The sequence below is a fragment of the Thalassotalea sp. PP2-459 genome (assembly GCF_001913705.1).
Taxonomy (GTDB): Bacteria; Pseudomonadota; Gammaproteobacteria; order Enterobacterales; family Alteromonadaceae; genus Thalassotalea_C; species Thalassotalea_C hakodatensis.
Map to the genome: position 1 here is coordinate 53592 of NZ_MKQD01000077.1, position 18680 is coordinate 72271.

At 38.4% G+C, this 18680-nt stretch carries 11 protein-coding genes; 8 read left to right on the top strand and 3 right to left on the bottom strand.

From position 1 onward, the window contains the following. Window positions 1-34: 34 nt before the first annotated feature. From BI291_RS16730 to BI291_RS16750, 5 genes are all read left to right on the top strand, one after another. Window positions 35-4015, top strand: coding sequence for a YhdP family protein (locus BI291_RS16730; RefSeq protein WP_074500303.1), 3981 nt, complete (start codon window positions 35-37; stop codon window positions 4013-4015). Then, a complete protein-coding gene (locus tag BI291_RS16735) occupies window positions 4008-4850 on the top strand; it encodes a carbon-nitrogen hydrolase family protein (RefSeq protein WP_074500305.1) in 843 nt (280 codons plus the stop codon). The genes BI291_RS16730 and BI291_RS16735 overlap by 8 nt, the downstream gene beginning before the upstream one ends. Next, window positions 4843-6282 (top strand): metalloprotease TldD, encoded by a 1440-nt coding sequence (tldD, locus tag BI291_RS16740; protein ID WP_074500306.1) that lies wholly within the window; start codon window positions 4843-4845, stop codon window positions 6280-6282. Before BI291_RS16735 ends, tldD begins: the two co-directional genes overlap by 8 nt. Window positions 6283-6454: 172 nt before the next feature. Next, window positions 6455-6742: a hypothetical protein gene (locus BI291_RS16745; protein WP_074500308.1), complete on the top strand. Its 288-nt coding sequence runs from the start codon at window positions 6455-6457 to the stop codon at window positions 6740-6742. 139 nt (window positions 6743-6881) lie between these two features. Beyond that, complete coding sequence (locus BI291_RS16750; RefSeq protein WP_074500311.1) at window positions 6882-9362, top strand: TonB-dependent receptor; 2481 nt, start codon at window positions 6882-6884, stop codon at window positions 9360-9362. A 175-nt stretch (window positions 9363-9537) separates the two neighbouring features. On the opposite strand, the gene BI291_RS16755 is transcribed toward BI291_RS16750, so the two are convergent. Both BI291_RS16755 and BI291_RS16760 read right to left on the bottom strand, forming a co-directional pair. After that, a complete protein-coding gene (locus BI291_RS16755) occupies window positions 9538-10368 on the bottom strand; it encodes a S1 RNA-binding domain-containing protein (protein ID WP_074500314.1) in 831 nt (276 codons plus the stop codon). A 55-nt stretch (window positions 10369-10423) separates the two neighbouring features. Next, the gene (locus tag BI291_RS16760) at window positions 10424-10876 is read right to left on the bottom strand and encodes a TerB family tellurite resistance protein (RefSeq protein ID WP_074500316.1); all 453 of its coding nucleotides are present in this window, start codon (window positions 10874-10876) and stop codon (window positions 10424-10426) included. A gap of 243 nt (window positions 10877-11119) precedes the next feature. On the opposite strand from BI291_RS16760, the gene nagX reads away from it, so the two are divergent. From nagX to BI291_RS16775, 3 genes are all read left to right on the top strand, one after another. Next, complete coding sequence (gene nagX / locus BI291_RS16765; protein WP_074500319.1) at window positions 11120-12262, top strand: transmembrane glucosamine N-acetyltransferase NagX; 1143 nt, start codon at window positions 11120-11122, stop codon at window positions 12260-12262. A gap of 265 nt (window positions 12263-12527) precedes the next feature. Further along, the gene (locus BI291_RS16770; protein ID WP_074500322.1) at window positions 12528-13721 is read left to right on the top strand and encodes an efflux RND transporter periplasmic adaptor subunit; all 1194 of its coding nucleotides are present in this window, start codon (window positions 12528-12530) and stop codon (window positions 13719-13721) included. 3 nt (window positions 13722-13724) lie between these two features. Beyond that, complete coding sequence (locus tag BI291_RS16775; protein ID WP_074500324.1) at window positions 13725-16889, top strand: efflux RND transporter permease subunit; 3165 nt, start codon at window positions 13725-13727, stop codon at window positions 16887-16889. Window positions 16890-17216: 327 nt separating this feature from the next. Here BI291_RS16775 and BI291_RS16780 read toward each other — a convergent pair whose 3' ends face one another. Beyond that, window positions 17217-18524: a GGDEF domain-containing protein gene (locus tag BI291_RS16780; protein ID WP_074500326.1), complete on the bottom strand. Its 1308-nt coding sequence runs from the start codon at window positions 18522-18524 to the stop codon at window positions 17217-17219. Window positions 18525-18680 lie beyond the last annotated feature (156 nt).

Here is an 18680-nt window from a genome sequence, read left to right on the forward strand (position 1 = left end):
CGTAAAAATTACCTACAGAGGTGAATGAATTTAGATGATGAGAGTATCGAAGGTTTCCAATCGTTGGTTAAACCGAGCATACAAAATATTGGCTATTTTATTAGTCATATTTGCTGTGCTGATAAGCTCGTTACGTCTATTTTTGCCTTACGCCCATAATTATCGTCAGCATTTACAAGATTATATTAATAATACTTATAATAGCCATATTGTTATCGGTAATTTAAATATGGGCTGGTTGAGCTCAGGGCCCAGCTTAATTGCTGAAAATGTAAGTGTTTTGCAAACTGAAGGTGCTGAAATTTATATTGAAGCATTTGATGTCAGTGTCGATTTTTGGCGAAGTATAAAGCAGCGTAATATTGTCACTAAAGATCTATCATTAAATGGGGTCAGAGTACTTTTTGATCAGCAAGCGTTTGCCAATAATTCTACAAGTAATACTAAACTAGTAAAAAATGCATCAAGGCTTTTTTTGAAGCAAATAAACCGTTTTTCTGTACAAAATAGCCAAATAATCTACCGTGATGAGAAAGGTGAAAGAACGTTCTTAATCAATGAACTGTATTGGGCAAATAATGGGTTGTCGCATAAAGCGAAAGGAAAGGTGGTGTTAGACGGACTAACCTCGAATACCCTACAGTTTAATATGGCTATTCGTGGTGAGAAGCTTCGTGACATGCAAGGTAAGCTTTATTTACAAGCGAACCAACTCAATATTACCCCTTGGTTAGACAAAGTCTTCGCCATTGAAGATGAAAATACCCATGCATCGATCAATTTTGATGCATGGTTAGACATTAAAAATGGTAAAGCTGATCAATTACAAGTGTCGTTAGGTGACAATCAAATCGCTTGGCAACATCAAAATGCGATAAAAACCTTGAATATTACACAAGGGCAATTGGTGTTTGATAATCTATCAACAACTGAAATGCTTCATGTGTATTCTAACAACATTTTAATTCGCACCGATGAGCAACAGTGGCAGCCATTCGTGGTTGATGTAAAACGCAATAATGGCGGTTTAATCGGCAGTATTTCTCAGTTAGATATTGGTGGCGTCAATGATTTATTACCGTTATTTATTGAACAAAAAGAAATACGTTCAACACTTGAAGCGATAAACCCGAGTGGACAAATAACGCAAATTGTCTTTCAGCAGTCAAAAGACGAATTAAAAGCAACAGCGAACTTCTCTCAATTTCAATCACAATTCAGCGAAGGGATCCCTGCTATTTCTGGGCTTTCTGGTGAGGTTGTTTTCCATAACGATACGATGAAAGTGGCACTAGATGGTCAACAAGGAATCGTTGACTTTGCAGAGCATTTTGAAGCGCCAATTACTTTTGAACGGCTATTAGGGAATGTTGTAATAAGGAAACAGGCAGAACAATGGAAAATATCTTCTACTGATCTGGTGCTTGATTCGTCAAAGATAAAAATGAATGCCGCTCTGGGCATCACTGTTTCGCCAGATAAAGACACTGAGATGTGGTTAGTTGCTAATGCTTCTGGGCTTAATGTCGTTGATGCGCCTTCATTATATCCATCATTATTGATGGGTGAAAATTTGGTTGGCTACTTAAACAGTGCGCTTAAAAAAGGTACCGTTTCACAAGCGAAAATATTATTTAATGGGCCATTGGCAAAATTTCCGTTTGATCATAATGAAGGTATTTTTAACGTAAACGCTGAGCTTGAAAATGCCAGTTTTATCTTCAATGAAAACTGGCCTGCCATTCAACATTTTGCGGCAAATTTAAATTTCACCAATAATAAAATGTTGATCACAGGAAGATCTGGTACGTTAAATGGGTTGGATGTTACCGGAGTTACGGCTTCAATAGATTCTTTATCACATGATCAAGTGTTAAACGTTGCTGCCAATATCGCACAAGCAGACCCTGCTTTAGTGACGAACCTGATGCTAACGAGCCCTCTCGATGAAAGTGTTGGCGCAGTATTGGAGCAGGTGAATGTTAAGCAAAATATCGCGGCAACATTTTCACTTTCTTTACCGCTTAATGATGTTGATGCGATCGTTGCAAAAGGTAATATTAGATTTAATGATAATGACGTAGCGCTGAAATCACCGGAAATGCTATTTAGTGGCTTAAATGGGCAGTTGACGTTTGAAAATGAAAAAATTAATACAAAAGGTTTAACAGCAAATTGGCGAGGGATGCCGCTATCGTTTGAAGTAACAGGGATTCAGAACCCTCTACATTATGAAACCGAAATAAATATCTCTGCTTTATGGCCAGAAAACGCATGGTTAGCGCAATTACCTACACTGATGAAACCGTATGGTGAAGGTCTATTAGCGTGGCAAGGGCAATTAGTGCTAAACAACTTTGATGATGGTGAATTTAATTATCACTTAACCGTTGATTCAACTTTAGAAGGAACAATCCTCAATTTACCTTCCCCGTTCAACAAAAGGGAGCAAGAAATCACTAAGAGTAAAGTGATTGTCAATGGTGATTTGGAAGAGTCAACTATTGATGCAATGATCGGTGATCAATTGGCCTTTTATGGCAAACTAAATCATCAACAAATCAACTTCAATCAGTCACATTTGATTTTAGGCGATGAACCTATGTCACTACCTAAGACAGGATTCCACGTGACAACCGCATTAGCTTCGGCCAGCGTTCACGAATGGCAACCATTTATTACCGACTTATTAACGAGTATAGACTTATTGAATACCGAAAATGATGAGCAAAATAGCCCCTTATTACCTTCACCCGATATTATTCGCGGGAATATTGCGCAGGTAGATTTATATGGTGAAGAACTTAACGGTGTTTCTTTTGATTTAGCCGATCAAACGAGCTGGTGGCAACTCACGATAACCAGCAAGGAAGCTCGAGGAGAAGTTAGAATATTTCCTGAGCTACTGGCACAGGGTATCGATATTAATGCTGATTATATTCGAATTGCGCCTGAAAAAGCGTTATTCAATACCGAAGAATCAAATGTAACGGAACAGTTTGCTAAAGAAAATATTATCGATAACACAGATGAGCATTTAAACCAGAAAATTTTCGAAAACATGCCACCAATTCGCTTTTCTTGCGGTGAGTGTCAATACGCTAATTTATCTTTTGGAAAAGTCGATTTTTTATTAAATCGAATTAGTGATGGTAAATTGGTCATTGAGAATTTTGTTGCCAAAAGAAAAGGTAACCAGTTGGCATTTGATGCGAGTTGGGAAGTACAAGGCGAACATTCGATTACTGATATCATTGGACGCTTTAATAGCAACGATATTGAAAGAGAATTTGAGCGTTTAGGTCTATCATCAACCGTAGCTGACAGCGGTTTGGAAGCTTCTTTTGCCGTTAATTGGTTAGGTGGGCCGCATAATTTTGCCGTGAATAATTTTAATGGGGATATTAAAGCAGAACTTGACGAAGGAGTGTTAAAGGAAGTTCCTGATCAAGCAAGAGCCTTTTCAATACTTAGCCTACAATCGTTAGTAAGAAAGTTAAGGTTCGACTTTCGTGATATGTTTTCTGATGGCATGTTTTATAGTGAAATAAAGGGTGATTATCATATTAAAGATGGTATTGTTTATACTAAGAATACTTTTATGAAAGGGGCTGCAGGTGATTTAAGCGTTAAAGGTAATACGGATTTAACGACTCAAAAATTAGATTACCGCATGTCATATCAGCCTAATGTTACCTCAAGTCTTCCTGCTATCGCGTGGATTGCAACGTTAAACCCTGTGACGTTTTTAGCTGGTGTGGCGATAGATGGTGTGATCACCTCTCAAGTACCCGTTGAGTACCAATTTGCGTTAACGGGTGATATTGCTAAGCCAAACTTTGAACAGATAAATAAAAAGACTAAACACATAAGTGTTGGACAAGATTCTCCTCCTCAAATTGTTGAAAATTTACCAGAGATAACACCTGAGCAAAAAATTGAAGGTGTACTGAACCCAGAAACAGGGCTGATAGAGCCAGTCAAAAAAGATCAAATGGAACGGCCAAATGGTTAATATATCTGCGATTCAATTAACAACAGCACCAGATGTTGTAACAAATTTAACGGTTATTGAGCAACAACTGAGTACATTAACAGCTAATACTAATCAGCAACATATAGTGGTGTTACCAGAATGTTGTTTATATTTTGGTGGTAAAGATTCTCAGCAACTCGCTTTAGCAGCGCAAACTTGTCATGATGATGCCTTAAGAGTGGCTTTAGCAGCGTTAGCTAAAAAGTATGAAGTATGTTTAATTGCAGGCAGTGTACCTTTGTATCAAGCAAAGGAAGATAAATTTACTAATAGTTGTTGTGTGTTTAACGCTGCTGGTCATGAAGTGGCTCAATACGATAAGTTACATTTATTTGATGTTGAAGTTCAAGACAGTGAAAGACACTATGTAGAGTCAAAATATACCTTAGCGGGTGATAAGGTTGTCACTGTAGATATAGCAGGTATCACTGTTGGGCTGACTATTTGTTATGATCTTCGTTTTCCTGAGTTATTTAGACAATTGCGAAATAAAGGTGCACAAGTTATTACAGTACCGAGTGCATTCACTAAAGTAACTGGCGAAGCACATTGGCATGCATTGTTACGCGCACGTGCGATAGAAAATCAAGTGTATATTGTTGCGGCGGGCCAATATGGCACGCACAACAATGGTAGAGAAACATATGGACATAGTATAATTATTGATCCATGGGGAGAAATTATTGAACAGTTTCCTGAAGGTATTGGGCATATTATGGCGCAAATAGATACCTCAAAAATTACACAGGTAAGAAAAGCAATACCTGTTCAAACTCACAACAAATTTACAACGAAGTTAATCAATCATGAATGAAGTTGAACAAGATTTATTAGGTAAAGGCCAAATAGATCAAGGTTTTATAACCGATATATTATCTGGTATTAATCAGACTAACATTGACCTTGCTGATTTATATTTTCAATCAAGCGCCCATGAATCTTGGCTACTAGAAGATGGCGTTGTTAAAGAAGGCTCCTATAATATTGAACGAGGAGTAGGCGTAAGAGCGGTTTCAGGAGAAAAAACTGGCTTCTCATACTCCGATGATATTTCAGCTCAAGCGATTATAAAAGCTGCTGATGCCGCCAAAGGCATCGTCAAAGCTGAACAATCTGGAAAAATTAAAGTATTTAATAAGCAACCGGTTGTGCAAATTTATAGCGATATAGACCCGTTGGGTAGTTTGACTCAAGAACAAAAGATTACCTTGTTACATGAAGTTGAAGCACATGCTAGACAACAAGATGAACGTGTAAAGCAGGTTATTGTCAGCTTATCTGGGGTTTATGAAAAAATATTAGTTGCCGCAAATGATGGCACATATGCCACCGATATTCGTCCGCTAGTTCGGTTAAATTGTTCAGTACTTGTTGAAAGTGATGGTAAACGTGAACGCGGTAGTGCTGGTGGTGGCGCGCGAACAGACTATAGTTATTTTTTTGAAGCGGAAGGTGACCAGCCACGCTACCTTGAATATGCTCAGGAAGCGGTAAGGCAAGCGCTAGTTAATTTAGTAGCGATTGACTCCCCAGCTGGTACATTACCTGTGGTGCTAGGAGCTGGTTGGCCGGGCGTTTTACTGCATGAAGCTGTTGGTCACGGTTTAGAAGGTGACTTCAACCGTAAGGGATCATCTGCATTTTCTGGCAAAATCGGTCAACAAGTAACCTCTGAGCACTGTACTATTGTTGATGACGGTACTTTGGCTAATCGCCGAGGTTCTTTGAATATTGATGATGAAGGTGTGCCGGCACAATACAACACCTTGATCGAAAAGGGTGTTTTAAAAGGATATATGCAAGATAAGCATAATGCTGCATTAATGGGTGTAAAAGCTACAGGGAATGGACGTCGTGAATCTTACGCGCATTTACCGATGCCGCGGATGACAAACACTTATATGCTTGCAGGAGATCATTCACCTACTGATATTATAAAGTCCGTTAAAAAAGGCATATATGCCCCACACTTTGCGGGGGGGCAAGTTGATATTACCTCGGGTAAATTTGTGTTTACTAGTTCAGAAGCCTATTTAATCGAAGATGGTGTGATCACTTCGCCAATTAAAGGGGCAACGTTAATTGGTAGCGGACCTGAAGCGATGAAAAAAGTCAGTATGGTAGGGAATGATCTCGAATTAGACCCCGGAATTGGCGTGTGCGGCAAAGATGGGCAAAGCGTCCCCGTTGGTGTAGGACAACCAACCCTTAAAGTAGATGAAATGACCATAGGCGGCACGCAATAACCGAATCACTTTTTTAAGAAGGCGCTGAAAGGCGCTTTTTTTTGTATTAAACCGTCATAAATTTATATTGCTGCGTATGAATTATTAATAATTGGGAAATTTGCTTTTTCAGCCTCTACTTTGATTGCAGCTTGGTTTGTAATGTTATATTATCACGGCCATGAAGTTGAGCATGTGCCTTTTTAAAAAATTTAAACACGTATCAATGAGTGCCTTTTTGTCACTTATTATGCTGTTGTCTTTTGCTACCCATAGCCATGATACTTCTACAGAACTTCAAGTTTTTGAACAATTAGATTGCAAGCTTTGTCAGCAAAAGGCTGATCCTGTATATCGCCCGATAACAATTGTCTATACGAATATTGGCCTATTTTCGGCGCCTCGTATTCATTCCTACGTAATGCTCGCTGCACTACCAACGTATGTAAAACCATCGCAACGTGCACCGCCTACATCTTAGTGCTCACTTATTTTTAAACAACACTTATTTTAATTAAATTTTTGATTGAACGAGCATCGTCTTACGCCGAGGTTTATGCCTTGTGCCATGATGACGTATGCGCATTTCGTTCATATACTCATAAATGTACAGGAATATTATGAAATTTATCCCCGTAGTGACGTTATTAACGTTATCGTCAGCATCCTCTATTGTTTTTGCCGCGCAACAAGTCTCAGGCATCGTAAAAAATGCAAGTGGTGAACCCATTCAATACGCTAAAGTTGCTATTGTAAACAGTAAAAAAGTGGTTCTAACGGATGAATTTGGTAGGTTTAGCTTTACAGGGATAGAGTCAAACGATGTTGAATTACATGTTAGTGCGAAAAATTTTGCTCATCAGAATCAAAAAATCGCACTGTCATCTGACAACCGAACAAAAATTAACTTCTCATTAAAACCCAGTGTGATGGAAGTAGTTGATGTGCATGCAACGCCATTACATTCTTCTACCATTGAATCTGCATTGCCTGTTAATGTTATTGCTAGTGATGAATTACGTACAAAACAAGCATCAACGTTAGGCGAAACGTTAAAAAATGAAGTGGGTGTGCATTCTACTTATTTTGGCCCAGTTTCTAGTAGCCCAATTATCCGTGGATTAGATGGCCCTCGCGTTTTAATCACACAAAATGGTTTAGATGTGGGTGATGCCTCTCGCGTTGGTCCAGATCATGTGGTGTCGACGGAATCTGCTACCGCACAACAAATTGAAGTATTACGTGGTCCAGCAACGTTATTTTATGGCAGTGGTGCCATTGGTGGCGTTGTTAACGTGGTCGATAACCGTGTACCAAAACACCTCGGCGATGAATTTAGCTATTTAGCAAAACACAACACAGTGGCATCAGAAGACGAGCTGAGTTTAATGGCTAATACTTCTGTCGGTAATATGGCGTTTCATGTTGATGGTTTTTGGCGGGATGGTGATGATTACAAAATACCAGGTTATGCAGAGCTGGAGCACGACGAAGATCATGATGAACATGATGAAGAGCACGATCATGAAGAGGAACATGAAGAGCATGCGCAAGAAAAAGGTATTTTAGCTAATAGTGCTTCTAAGTCTTCTGGCTTTACCATTGGTACAAGTTTTATTCTTGATGAAGGGTTTATTGGCTTTTCATACGGAAAAAGCAATCGTGAGTACGGAATACCAGGGCACAGCCATGGAGAAGAGCACGAAGAAGACAACGACCATGATCATGAAGAAGATCATGATGCTCACGAAGAAAATGTTTGGGGTGATTTAACCCAAGAACGTTTACAGTTTTTAAGTGAATTGAACTTCAATAAAGGCTTTGTTAATAAAGTTGCGAGCAAATTATCTTATACAGACTATCAGCATAAAGAAATTGAAGGCGATGAAGTCGGCACTGTTTTTAACAGTGAGATGTTAGAGGCTCGCTTTGATATCTTCCATAATGAAATGTTTGGTTGGAAAGGTGCTTGGACCCTTCATTATAAAACCAATGACTTTGAAGCTATTGGTGCGGAAGCTTTTACACCGCCATCAGAAACAAACTCTGTTGCATTAGCTTGGTTAGAAGAGCGTCATTTTAATGATCTTCTCGTACAGCTTGGTGCGCGTATAGAGCATGTAGAAGTTAGCGCACATAATGATGAATCTCATGACGAAGATGAACATGATGGTGAGCACCATCACGATGAAAACGAATTAACATCTCAAGATTTTACGCCAGTAAGTTTGTCAGCAGGTTTCGTTTGGGATTATCAGCCAGGATATAACATTGGCTTATCATTAGCCTATTCGCAACGAGCACCTTCTGCAGCAGAGTTATTTTCAAATGGGCCGCATATAGGGACTAATACGTTTGAAAAGGGGGCGATTTACTCATTGCATAATGATCACTTCCATATAGAACAAGAGGGTATTGAACTAGAAACGGCAACGAACATAGATTTAACGTGGCGTAAATTTGAAGGTGATTTAGGCTTCGTGCTTGGGGCGTTTTATAATCAGGTTGATGATTATTTTTATCAAACCAATACGGGCCTTTTTGTTGAAACACATCACGAACATGGTGATCATGAAGAAGAGCATGATGAACACGAAGATGAGCACCATGAAGATGAAGAAGATCATCACGAAGAATTTTCAGATGAAGGTTTGCCTGTTTATGTGTATCAACAACGCGATGTGGAAATGTATGGTGTTGAGGCTGAGGTGATTTATCAATGGACATCAAACCTTCGCTCAAATGTGTATGCAGACTATACGCGCGCTAAATTGAAATCAGATGGCAACTTACCGCGTATACCGCCAATGCGAATTGGTGCAACCATAGATTATACGGCGCAAAATTATAGTGCCCAATTGTCTGTTAATCATTATTTTGATCAAGATGATATTTCACAATACGAAGAAGAAACAAAAGGTTACACGTTAGTTGATGCCCATGTTAATTATTATTTAGATGGTATTGGCGATGATTTCGTCTTATTTGTTAAGGGTAACAACCTTACCGATGAAGAGGCGCGTGTACATACATCATTTTTAAAGAATGTCGCACCTTTGCCGGGGCGAGGTATTGAGTTAGGAATTCGAGGCAGTTTTTAAGAAACTTTCCTAAGAGGTACCGCGAGTAATGTAGAAAAACGTCGACTTCATTACTCGCGTATTGTTCAAAAAGAGCCTAACAAAGACAAACCTTAACTATGGTAAGCATCAAACCTTAATGTTTATGCATAATCAAAGGTTAAAGGTAAGCCTCTAAGTAGAGCCGCTTACCTCGCTAAGCGAGATGAATGCCACTTTCTGAGAGGGTGATTTTTCCTTGCTTTAATAAGTTTCCAACGGCAGCTTTATAGGTTTTTTTACTAACACCAAACGTTTTTGAAATTTCTGCAGGCGTACTTTTGTCATGTAATTGACAATAGCCATCATGTTGTTCAAGATAATTTAATAACTGCGTGTTAAAGTCGACCACTTTGCCTTTGCCAGCACGCGACAAGCTGAGATCTAATCGGCCATCTTCGCGCACGTTTTTGATAAATGCTTTTAGCTTTTGACCGACTCTCAAAGGTTTAAAAATTTCATTTTGATACAGCAATCCCCAATGTTTGTGGTTGATTATGGCTTTAAAACCTAAATCAGTTTTCCCACCTATAACAATGTCAACTTCTTGCCACTGTTGATAGTCTGCTGGCCATATATCTAAAAATTTATCTAATTTACTTGATGCTACTAATCGACCTGTCGTTTCATCAACAAAAACGTACACTAAATAAGACTTTCCTTGCTCCATTTTTCGATATTGTAAATTGAACGGCACTAGCAAGTCTTTAGGTAATCCCCAATCTAAAAATGCGCCTAATTTATTGGTTTGTTTTACCCGTAAATATGCAAATTGTTCAGCTTGAACAAAAGGTTTACTGGTTGTTGCCGTTACTTGCTCGCTCGCATCGCGATATAAAAATACCTCAACCGTAGATTGCTCATCTTGTAAAGTGGGTACTTGTTTGTTGGGTAAGAAAAGCTGTCCGAAGGTTTGCCCATCAAGCACTAACCCTTTATCCGACTTTTCTAAAATTGTTAATTGATTAAATTGACCAAGTGAAGCCATAAATACCTGCAGCGACGATTGAAAACACATTCGTTAGTATACCTGACTCCTCACATTAAGGCTTGGAAATCACCGTAGATTTTGCAGAAATATATTCGCTATGACGTAAATGTAATAAATCAGCAATACGTCTAATAGTATGCTCTTCAATGGCATCGATATGATCATCGGCGTTTGCTAATTGCCACAGTAATGCAATTATCTTTATTTTATCTTCTGGTTGATAATGATGATTAACAATCGATGTGAATCGATGGAAGTCATTGGCGTGTTCACATAATTCAATTGCTTGATTAATTAAAGAGTCTGCCGAGGTTTCATCAAGTGAAAATTTCTCTTTTACCAACTTGGATAATTGCGTTTGTTCTTGATGGTTCATTAAACCATCAGCTCTGATCACTTCACAAAGCAATACCGTACATGCAAGCTCTATTGTGATGGTTTCTTCAATCGCAGAATCATCACCTTGTTGTATTGATGTTAAAAAAGCAGAGATTTTATCAAACATACTATGGTCCTCTTTTAAATTCCCTTCCTATGTTAAGAGTATTCATAATGATAACAAGAGAAGAGTGTAATTAATTGTTAGCTTTATTAATCGATATGAACCCTACACAAGTATTTTGTGCTTTTGTTAATAACAACTGTCTATGAAGGTTGAGTTTTTGTTTTAACTTTTAAGTAGCTGTTTTACAATGAGGCTAATTAAAATGACAGCGTTGTCTTTTTTGGTGCGAAAAATAGGAATAATATGACTCAACAAGTAGCGGGGGTGCAGCCACCCAAGAAAAAACGGTTATTATCGATAGATGCATTACGTGGTTTTGACATGTTTTGGATTTTAGGCGGTGAAAAGCTGTTTTTAGCCTTTTTTGTGATCACTGGTTGGTCTTTCTTTCATTTTTGGGCAAAGCAAATGGAGCACTCAACTTGGCACGGCTTCACTGCTTATGATCTTATTTTTCCATTGTTCATCTTTTTATCCGGCGTTAGTTTAGGCATTGCGGCAAAACCGTTGTCAACTTATCCTCCAGAAAAGGCTAAAGCAACCTTACGTCACGGGATCAAACGTTTAGCGTTATTATTGTTATTTGGAGTGATATACAACCATGCTTGGGGTCGAGGCTTACCGGTAAATATTGACGACGTTCGCTTTGCAAGTGTATTAGGTCGTATTGGCATTTCATGGTTTGTTGCTGCGTTACTGGTTTGGTATGTCAGTGAAAAAACTCAATGGTTTGTTGCTGTTGGCATTCTTATCGGTTATTGGTTGCTTTTAGCGTTCGTCACTTTAGGCGGTTATGGCGGTGGTAACTTCACTGCAGATGGTGCAATTAATGTTTGGTTTGATCAACATTTACTACCGGGAACTACGTATCGAAATTTACCATTAGACCCAGAAGGATTATTGTCAAATGTTACCTCTATCGTGAATGCCTTGATCGGTGTGTTTGTTGGTCGCTTTATGATTAAAAATATTCAGCAGCCGAAGAAGCTTGTAGTAACACTATTGGTGATTGGGTGTGGTTGTATTGCGTTAGGTTATCTATGGGATTTAGTGTTTCCAATCAATAAAACCTTATGGACAAGTTCGTTTGTGTTAGTGACTACTGGCTACAGCATTTTATTACTCACCTTATTTTATTTACTCATTGATGTGATTGGCTTAACAACATGGGCTAAGTTCTTTGCGGTAATCGGCACAAATTCGATCATTGTCTATCTAGCATCGAGTTTAATTAATTGGAAATACACGAGCACAAGCCTTTTTGGTGGTTTGATTAAAGCTGCTCCTGCCGGTTGGCAAGATGTGATCTTGTTCGGTGGCATGCTTCTTATACAATGGTTGATACTCTATTGGTTATATTGTCGAAAAATTTTTATAAAAGTTTAATATTTAGTTAAATTCACCACATTGAAAAAAGAGCGTTTATAACGCTCTTTTTTATTGAATAAAAATTTATCCTGTTCTTGTTTTTAACTTATTGTTTTATTTGTATAAATAATTAAATTTGTGTTTTTGATTATCTAACAGTAGAAACGGCGCGATCTTTGTAACAAGCATTTACAACTTTCATAATCGTACTTTTGTGTAATTCGTTATCATAGTGACATTGACATAAAAATTACGTCTAAACATCATTCATGAGGAAATCGCGGTGACTCGAAAAAAACAAATAATACTTCCGATTGTCATCTTACTAGTTGGGGCAGTGATCTTTTTCGCTTTATCAAGTATGAAAAAGCCACCAGAGGAAAAACCTAAAGTTGATAATACACCTATTGTTGCGGTAGAAGAGATCTCTGTAGCACCTTTAACCTTAACGGTTGAATCCTACGGTGTGGTAACACCAAAATATGAAATTGAATTAGTGGCACAAGTTAGCGGTCAAATCGTTGAACTTTCTGATAAATTTGTTCGCGGAGGCTTTGTTACTAAAGGGCAGATTCTTGCACGTATTGATCCCAGTGATTACCAAGCAGCGTTAATTGATGCACAAGCTAATTTAGCCTCAGCAACAGCGTCATTACAAGAGGAGGTGGCACGCGGAAAAGTGGCTGAAGAAGAATGGAAACGCATTCAAAATGCTTCGCCTACAGCGCTTAGTCTCCGTAAACCACAATTAGCTCAGGAAAAAGCACGGGTTAAAGCTGCAAAAGCAAGTGTTTTGCGTGCTGAAAGAAACCTTGAACGCACCTACTTAAAAGCACCGTTTGATGCCATGATTGAATCTCGCCATATAGGCCTAGGAGCGTTTGTTGCGACGGGCAGTAATATTGGCAAAATGTTAGGCACTGAAACGGCTGAAATACGATTGCCAGTTGCGGATAACCAACTGCAATTTTTAGTTAATCAAGGTGAAGCGGCAACAGTCAACTTAGAAGGTGAATTTTCGGGCCAAAAACAAGTTTGGCAAGCTAGTATCGCACGAGGTGAAGGAGTCATTGATGATACCAGTAGAATGAGCTATCTAGTTGCTGAAGTTGTTGACCCTTATGGCTTAAAAGCGACATCAGACGTCATTCCACTTCGTTTTGGTTCTTATGTAAATGCTAAAGTATTAGGCAAAGAATTAGCGATGGCAACATCAGTACCAAGACATTTAGTCAACAAAGATCGTGTTGCGCTACTAAACCAAGATTCAACATTAACGTTTGCAAATATTGAAATTGTTAGTCAAGACGGCTCAAACGTGATCGTTTCAAGCGGCTTAAAAACCGGTGACCGCATGATAATTTCAGCATTAGACTACCCTATTGAAGGAATGAAATTGTCTTTAGCGGGTGAAGATGTTGATTTACCAGAAACTGATGTTAACGAAGACGCGCAAATCGCAAGCGTTAAGGATTAGATAATGGATGATACTAATAAAGGCTTAATTGCGTGGTTTACGCGTAATAGCGTAGCGGCTAATTTGTTAATGGCATTCATCATTATCGGTGGGCTATTAACAACATTAACCATTAACAAACAAATGTTCCCTCAAGTTAAAATTAACTGGATAGAGTTTAGTGCACCATATCCTGGTGCTGCACCACAAGAAGTGGAAGAAGGGATCACAATAAAAATTGAAGAAGCGTTAGAAACAGTTCAAGGACTAGAGCGGGTTATCACTTATTCAAATCGTAACTTTTCGCGCGGCTATTTTCGTGTTGATGAAAGTTACGACCCTCAAGTGGTATTAGAAGAAGTAAAGTCAGCGATTGATTCGATACCGAGCTTTCCTGATGGTATGGAACGCCCTAAAGTTGAACGAATAAAGTTTCGTCAAGAAGTACTTTATATCGCGCTTTATGGTGACTTATCCAGCGCTGAATTAAAAGAGTTAGGCCGCAGTATTCATGATGAAATCCAACAACTACCCAGCGTTAATATTTCTGAATTTTATGGCGGTTTAGGGTACGAAATATCCATTGAAGTGAGTAAGGACAAATTAAGAGAGTACGGCTTAAGTTTCAATGATGTTGCACGTGCTGTCAGAGGCCAGTCGCGTAACATGTCAGCAGGACAAATTCGCGCTGAAAATGGCTACATTAATTTACGTGTTGAAAATCAAGCATATCGCGGACATGAATTTGAGCGTATTCCTGTTTTAACGTTATCTGACGGCACCAAAGTAATGCTTGGTGATATCGCAACGATACATGATGGTTTCCAAGAAGGCATTCAATACTCTAAATTTAATGGCATGAATTCAGCGACCTTCTTTATTGGCGCGGCTGATAATCAAAGTATTACTAACGTCGCAAAAGTTATTCATAAATACATTGATCAAAAGCAAGAGCAATTACCTGCAGGAGTAAAACTAGAGCCTTGGGTTGATTTAACGTATTACCTACAAGGCCGTTTAGACATGATGTTAGAAAACATGTTCAGTGGCGCTATCTTAGTTTTCTTGATGTTGGCATTATTTTTAAGAATGCGTTTAGCCTTTTGGGTAATGATGGGCTTACCCGTATGTTTCTTAGGAACTATCCTTGTTATGCCGATGGAATTTGTCAATGTAACAATTAACATCACCAGTTTGTTTGCCTTTATATTGGTGCTAGGGATCGTGGTCGATGATGCTATTGTTATGGGAGAAAGTGCACACACTGAAATGGAAGAAAAAGGCCACACCACGGAAAATGTTATTCGCGGTGTTAGACGTGTAGCCATGCCGGCTACTTTCGGTGTACTCACAACAATCGCGGTATTTGTTCCTTTTGTATTGGGAGATGGCCCTGCATCAGCGTTTAATAAGTCTATAGGTTTTGTCGTTATTTTTTGTTTATTATTTTCATTAGTGGAATCTAAACTGATTTTACCGGCGCATTTAGCCAATATGAAAGTGAAGAAATTTAACGCTAAGAACCCTATAGATAGAGCTCGTCGTTGGATTGATACCAAGTTATCAACCTTTATTGAGACGGTATATCGTCCATCATTAGAAAAGTTTTTAGGGTATAGATATGCTGTATTAGCGGTATTCTTTGCTGTAATTTTATTAAGTGCAGGGTTGTTTTCAGGTGGGTTTGTACGTTTTGTTGGTCAACCAAAAATTCCGCACGACTTCCCACGAATATCTGTAGAGATGAATGTTGACTCTTCAGAAAAAGCAACATTAAACACGTTATTACGTATAGAAGATATTCTGACAACTGTTGATAAGAAAATTATATCTGAGCATGGTAACGCGATGATTGCAGATATGAATGTTCGATTAAACGGACGAACTCGTGGTGAAATTACAGTAAAGCTGGTAGAGCCTGAGTTACGTGCGATGGATACTTTCGAACTAGCAGAATTATGGCGTGCTGCAATACCAACGATGCCGGGCGTTAAGTCCTTTGCAATTGATGACAATTTATTTGGCAGTGGTCGTGAAGATGGTGACATTAGCTTCCGTTTAGAAAGCCAGAGTGATGAACAATTGCTTGCCGCAGCTGAGGAATTAAAAGCGAAGCTTAATTCATTAAAAGGTGTAGGCGATGTGAATGATAGTCGTCAAACCAGTGCGAAAGAGGTTCAGTTTACCTTAAAACCACTTGCTCACAGTATGGGGTTAAGCTTGCAAGATATTGCTTCACAGGTAAGTTATAGTTTCTATGGCTTAGAAGCACAACGTATTTTGCGTGATACTGAAGAAATTAAAGTGATGGTGCGTTACCCATTAGCAGAGCGTAATTCTGTGGGACAAGTGGAAGATGTGATGATTCAAGCATCAAATGGTGCTGAATTACCGTTGTCAGAATTAGCAGATATTTCCGTTAAGCAAGGGGTGACCAGTATACGACGTGAAAATGGAAATCGTACTATAAACGTGTGGGCGAGTGTTGACGCTGATCAAGTTGAACCATTTAAAGTTGCGAACGATATTCGAGAAAACTTTATTCCACAGTTAAAACGTAAATACCCACAACTCAACTCTGAGTTAACAGGACGTATCCAAGAGGAAATGGATAGCTTTATCGATCAACTGAAAGGGTTTGTTATTTCAATGTTAGTGGTGTATTCGTTATTGGCTATCCCATTAAAGTCTTATTCTCAACCCATTATGATCATGATTGTTATACCGTTTGGTGTAATCGGTTCAACCTTTGGTCACCTGATGTTAGGGATGGACCTTAACGCATTATCGTTATTTGGTATCATTGCCGCCGCAGGTGTAGTAGTTAATGACTCTTTGGTTATGGTTGATTATGTCAATAATTCACGTAGACAAGGAATTCCACTGAAAGAAGCGGTGGTTCATGCCGGTACAAAACGTTTTAGAGCGATTATGCTGACATCTATCACTACGTTTATTGGTTTAGTTCCGATCGTATTCTTTGAAACAAGTATGCAGGCGCAAATTGTTATTCCCATGGCTGTATCGTTATCATTTGGTGTTTTGTTTGCCACGGTAGTAACACTTATATTAATACCGACGTTATATGTGGTTTTTGAAGATTTGAAACGCTTAATACGTCGTAAAAAGTCAATAGATTCTGAAGATATTACTTCAAAGCTTTCAGTAGAAGCGGTGAAAAACTCTTAACGATACATACGTGACTAATTCGTTATAGGTAAAGTTAAAGTCGGCGCTAAGCCGGCTTTTTGCTTTCTATCACAAGGTATTTTTTGAGCGGTTAATGGTTTTACGTATCTAAAGGACAGCAACTATCTAACTTTTCTACGGCATTCCCATTTAATTATGAGGAATAGCCTTATTATACCAATTGAATTAAAGATCTGATCAACGTAGAACTTCATTAGCGCGCTTATAACTCTCGCTAAGTGACCCAATGTTTATTTCAATTGTATTACATAAGTTCAGCCTTGGACTAACACCAAAAAAGTGTACGGCAAAGATCATTACACCCTACTACAGTAAGTCGACGTTATTCGAGACGATAACCTTATTTCTACCCTGTGCTTTTGCGGTATATAGCGCAACATCAGCTCTTTCAATAAGCTCTGCTATTGTTTCGTTTTCTTTTTGGGCTAGGCCAAAGCTTGCGGTAATTTTAATGTTTTGAACAAAATTATGTTCTGCAATGAGCTGTCGTAAATCTTCTGCCAATTCATTGGCTTCCAGTACTTTAGTGTTCGGACAAATTAACAGGAATTCTTCGCCGCCCCATCGAGCAAGAAAGTCAGACGTTCGACAGTTTTCACTAATAAGTTTTACAAAATCTTTTAAGATAATGTCACCAATATTGTGTCCGTACCGATCATTCAGTGGTTTAAAATGGTCGATATCGATAAACATCAATGACATAATTTTTATTTCATTGGTAAAAATGTGTTCTATACCTTTGCGGTTTAGTGCGCCAGTTAAGGGATCTCTTTCAGCTAAATCTTTTAATTCTTGAGATTCAACGTTCAATAATCTATTCAGTTGTTTTAGTTCAAAAGCACGCCGTTCGGCAGTTTTTAATTTAGCTTTAGAGCGGTATAAATTCATAATGAGGCCAATTATTGCAGTGAAAATCCACATAGCAATAATGAAACTAAACACTTGCTTATTAGTAAATACCTTACCGGTAAACTCAACTTTTTCGATTTCTATCTGGTAATGGCCAGGTGAAATACTATTGCCTGTGGCAACCTCTACAACGAGAACTTGGTCAAATTCAGGACTGGCGTATTCAATTGGGATTTCATTCTCATATAGCCACCAGGTAGCTACTTGCATGGCATTTAAGGGAATTTTTACTGGGTATGGATTGTTGTTTGGCCAATATTCTATGCCGTTATACTTCCAAGTACTATCTTTCTTTGGTGATGAGTAGTTTGGGTTAAAGGTACGTAATTGAAAGCGAAAACTGGCGGTATTTTCGCCAACGTATTTTGCATAAACATGTGCCGAACTGTAGCTTGATAAATCAACAGGTTGTTCAGGAATATTTTGAGCATTTACACCAACTGAAAAAGTAACTTCGCAAAACGGCCAAGCGTAGTCAGATTCTATAATGTGACAGTCGAGTAAGTATTTATCCCCTCTAGTGTATAGTTTTGCGGTTGATTTACCGCCAGAAGTAAGGTCGCTAACAGCATAAGTTTGATACGGAGATTTTGTATCTAGAGTGAATATTTTATTTAATGAAAAACTATGTAAACCAATCACAACAAAGGTTAAGGAGATAAGAGCAAGTATAATTATGTTGTCGAATTTTTCAGTTTGCATCATTAAACTTTCTGGCTAAAAATTAAAACTTCCTTATAGAAATTGACGTTAAAGTCCATACTGTGTGGGGTTAAGTTTACGCATAAATTGCACATTTAAACAACTGTTTTTGATTTTTTGTTTAGTTTATTTGTAACTATATTAATTCACTATACTCAA

Excerpts from the sequence above, each read along its gene's own strand:
- BI291_RS16730 (WP_074500303.1), top strand. The coding sequence starts at position 35 with ATGATGAGAGTATCGAAGGTTTCCAATCGTTGGTTAAACCGAGCATAC.
- BI291_RS16750 (WP_074500311.1), top strand. The coding sequence starts at position 6,882 with ATGAAATTTATCCCCGTAGTGACGTTATTAACGTTATCGTCAGCATCC.
- BI291_RS16760 (WP_074500316.1), bottom strand. The coding sequence starts at position 10,876 with ATGTTTGATAAAATCTCTGCTTTTTTAACATCAATACAACAAGGTGAT.
- tldD (WP_074500306.1), top strand. The coding sequence starts at position 4,843 with ATGAATGAAGTTGAACAAGATTTATTAGGTAAAGGCCAAATAGATCAA.
- BI291_RS16735 (WP_074500305.1), top strand. The coding sequence starts at position 4,008 with ATGGTTAATATATCTGCGATTCAATTAACAACAGCACCAGATGTTGTA.
- BI291_RS16745 (WP_074500308.1), top strand. The coding sequence starts at position 6,455 with ATGTGCCTTTTTAAAAAATTTAAACACGTATCAATGAGTGCCTTTTTG.
- nagX (WP_074500319.1), top strand. The coding sequence starts at position 11,120 with ATGACTCAACAAGTAGCGGGGGTGCAGCCACCCAAGAAAAAACGGTTA.
- BI291_RS16755 (WP_074500314.1), bottom strand. The coding sequence starts at position 10,368 with ATGGCTTCACTTGGTCAATTTAATCAATTAACAATTTTAGAAAAGTCG.
- BI291_RS16775 (WP_074500324.1), top strand. The coding sequence starts at position 13,725 with ATGGATGATACTAATAAAGGCTTAATTGCGTGGTTTACGCGTAATAGC.
- BI291_RS16780 (WP_074500326.1), bottom strand. The coding sequence starts at position 18,524 with ATGATGCAAACTGAAAAATTCGACAACATAATTATACTTGCTCTTATC.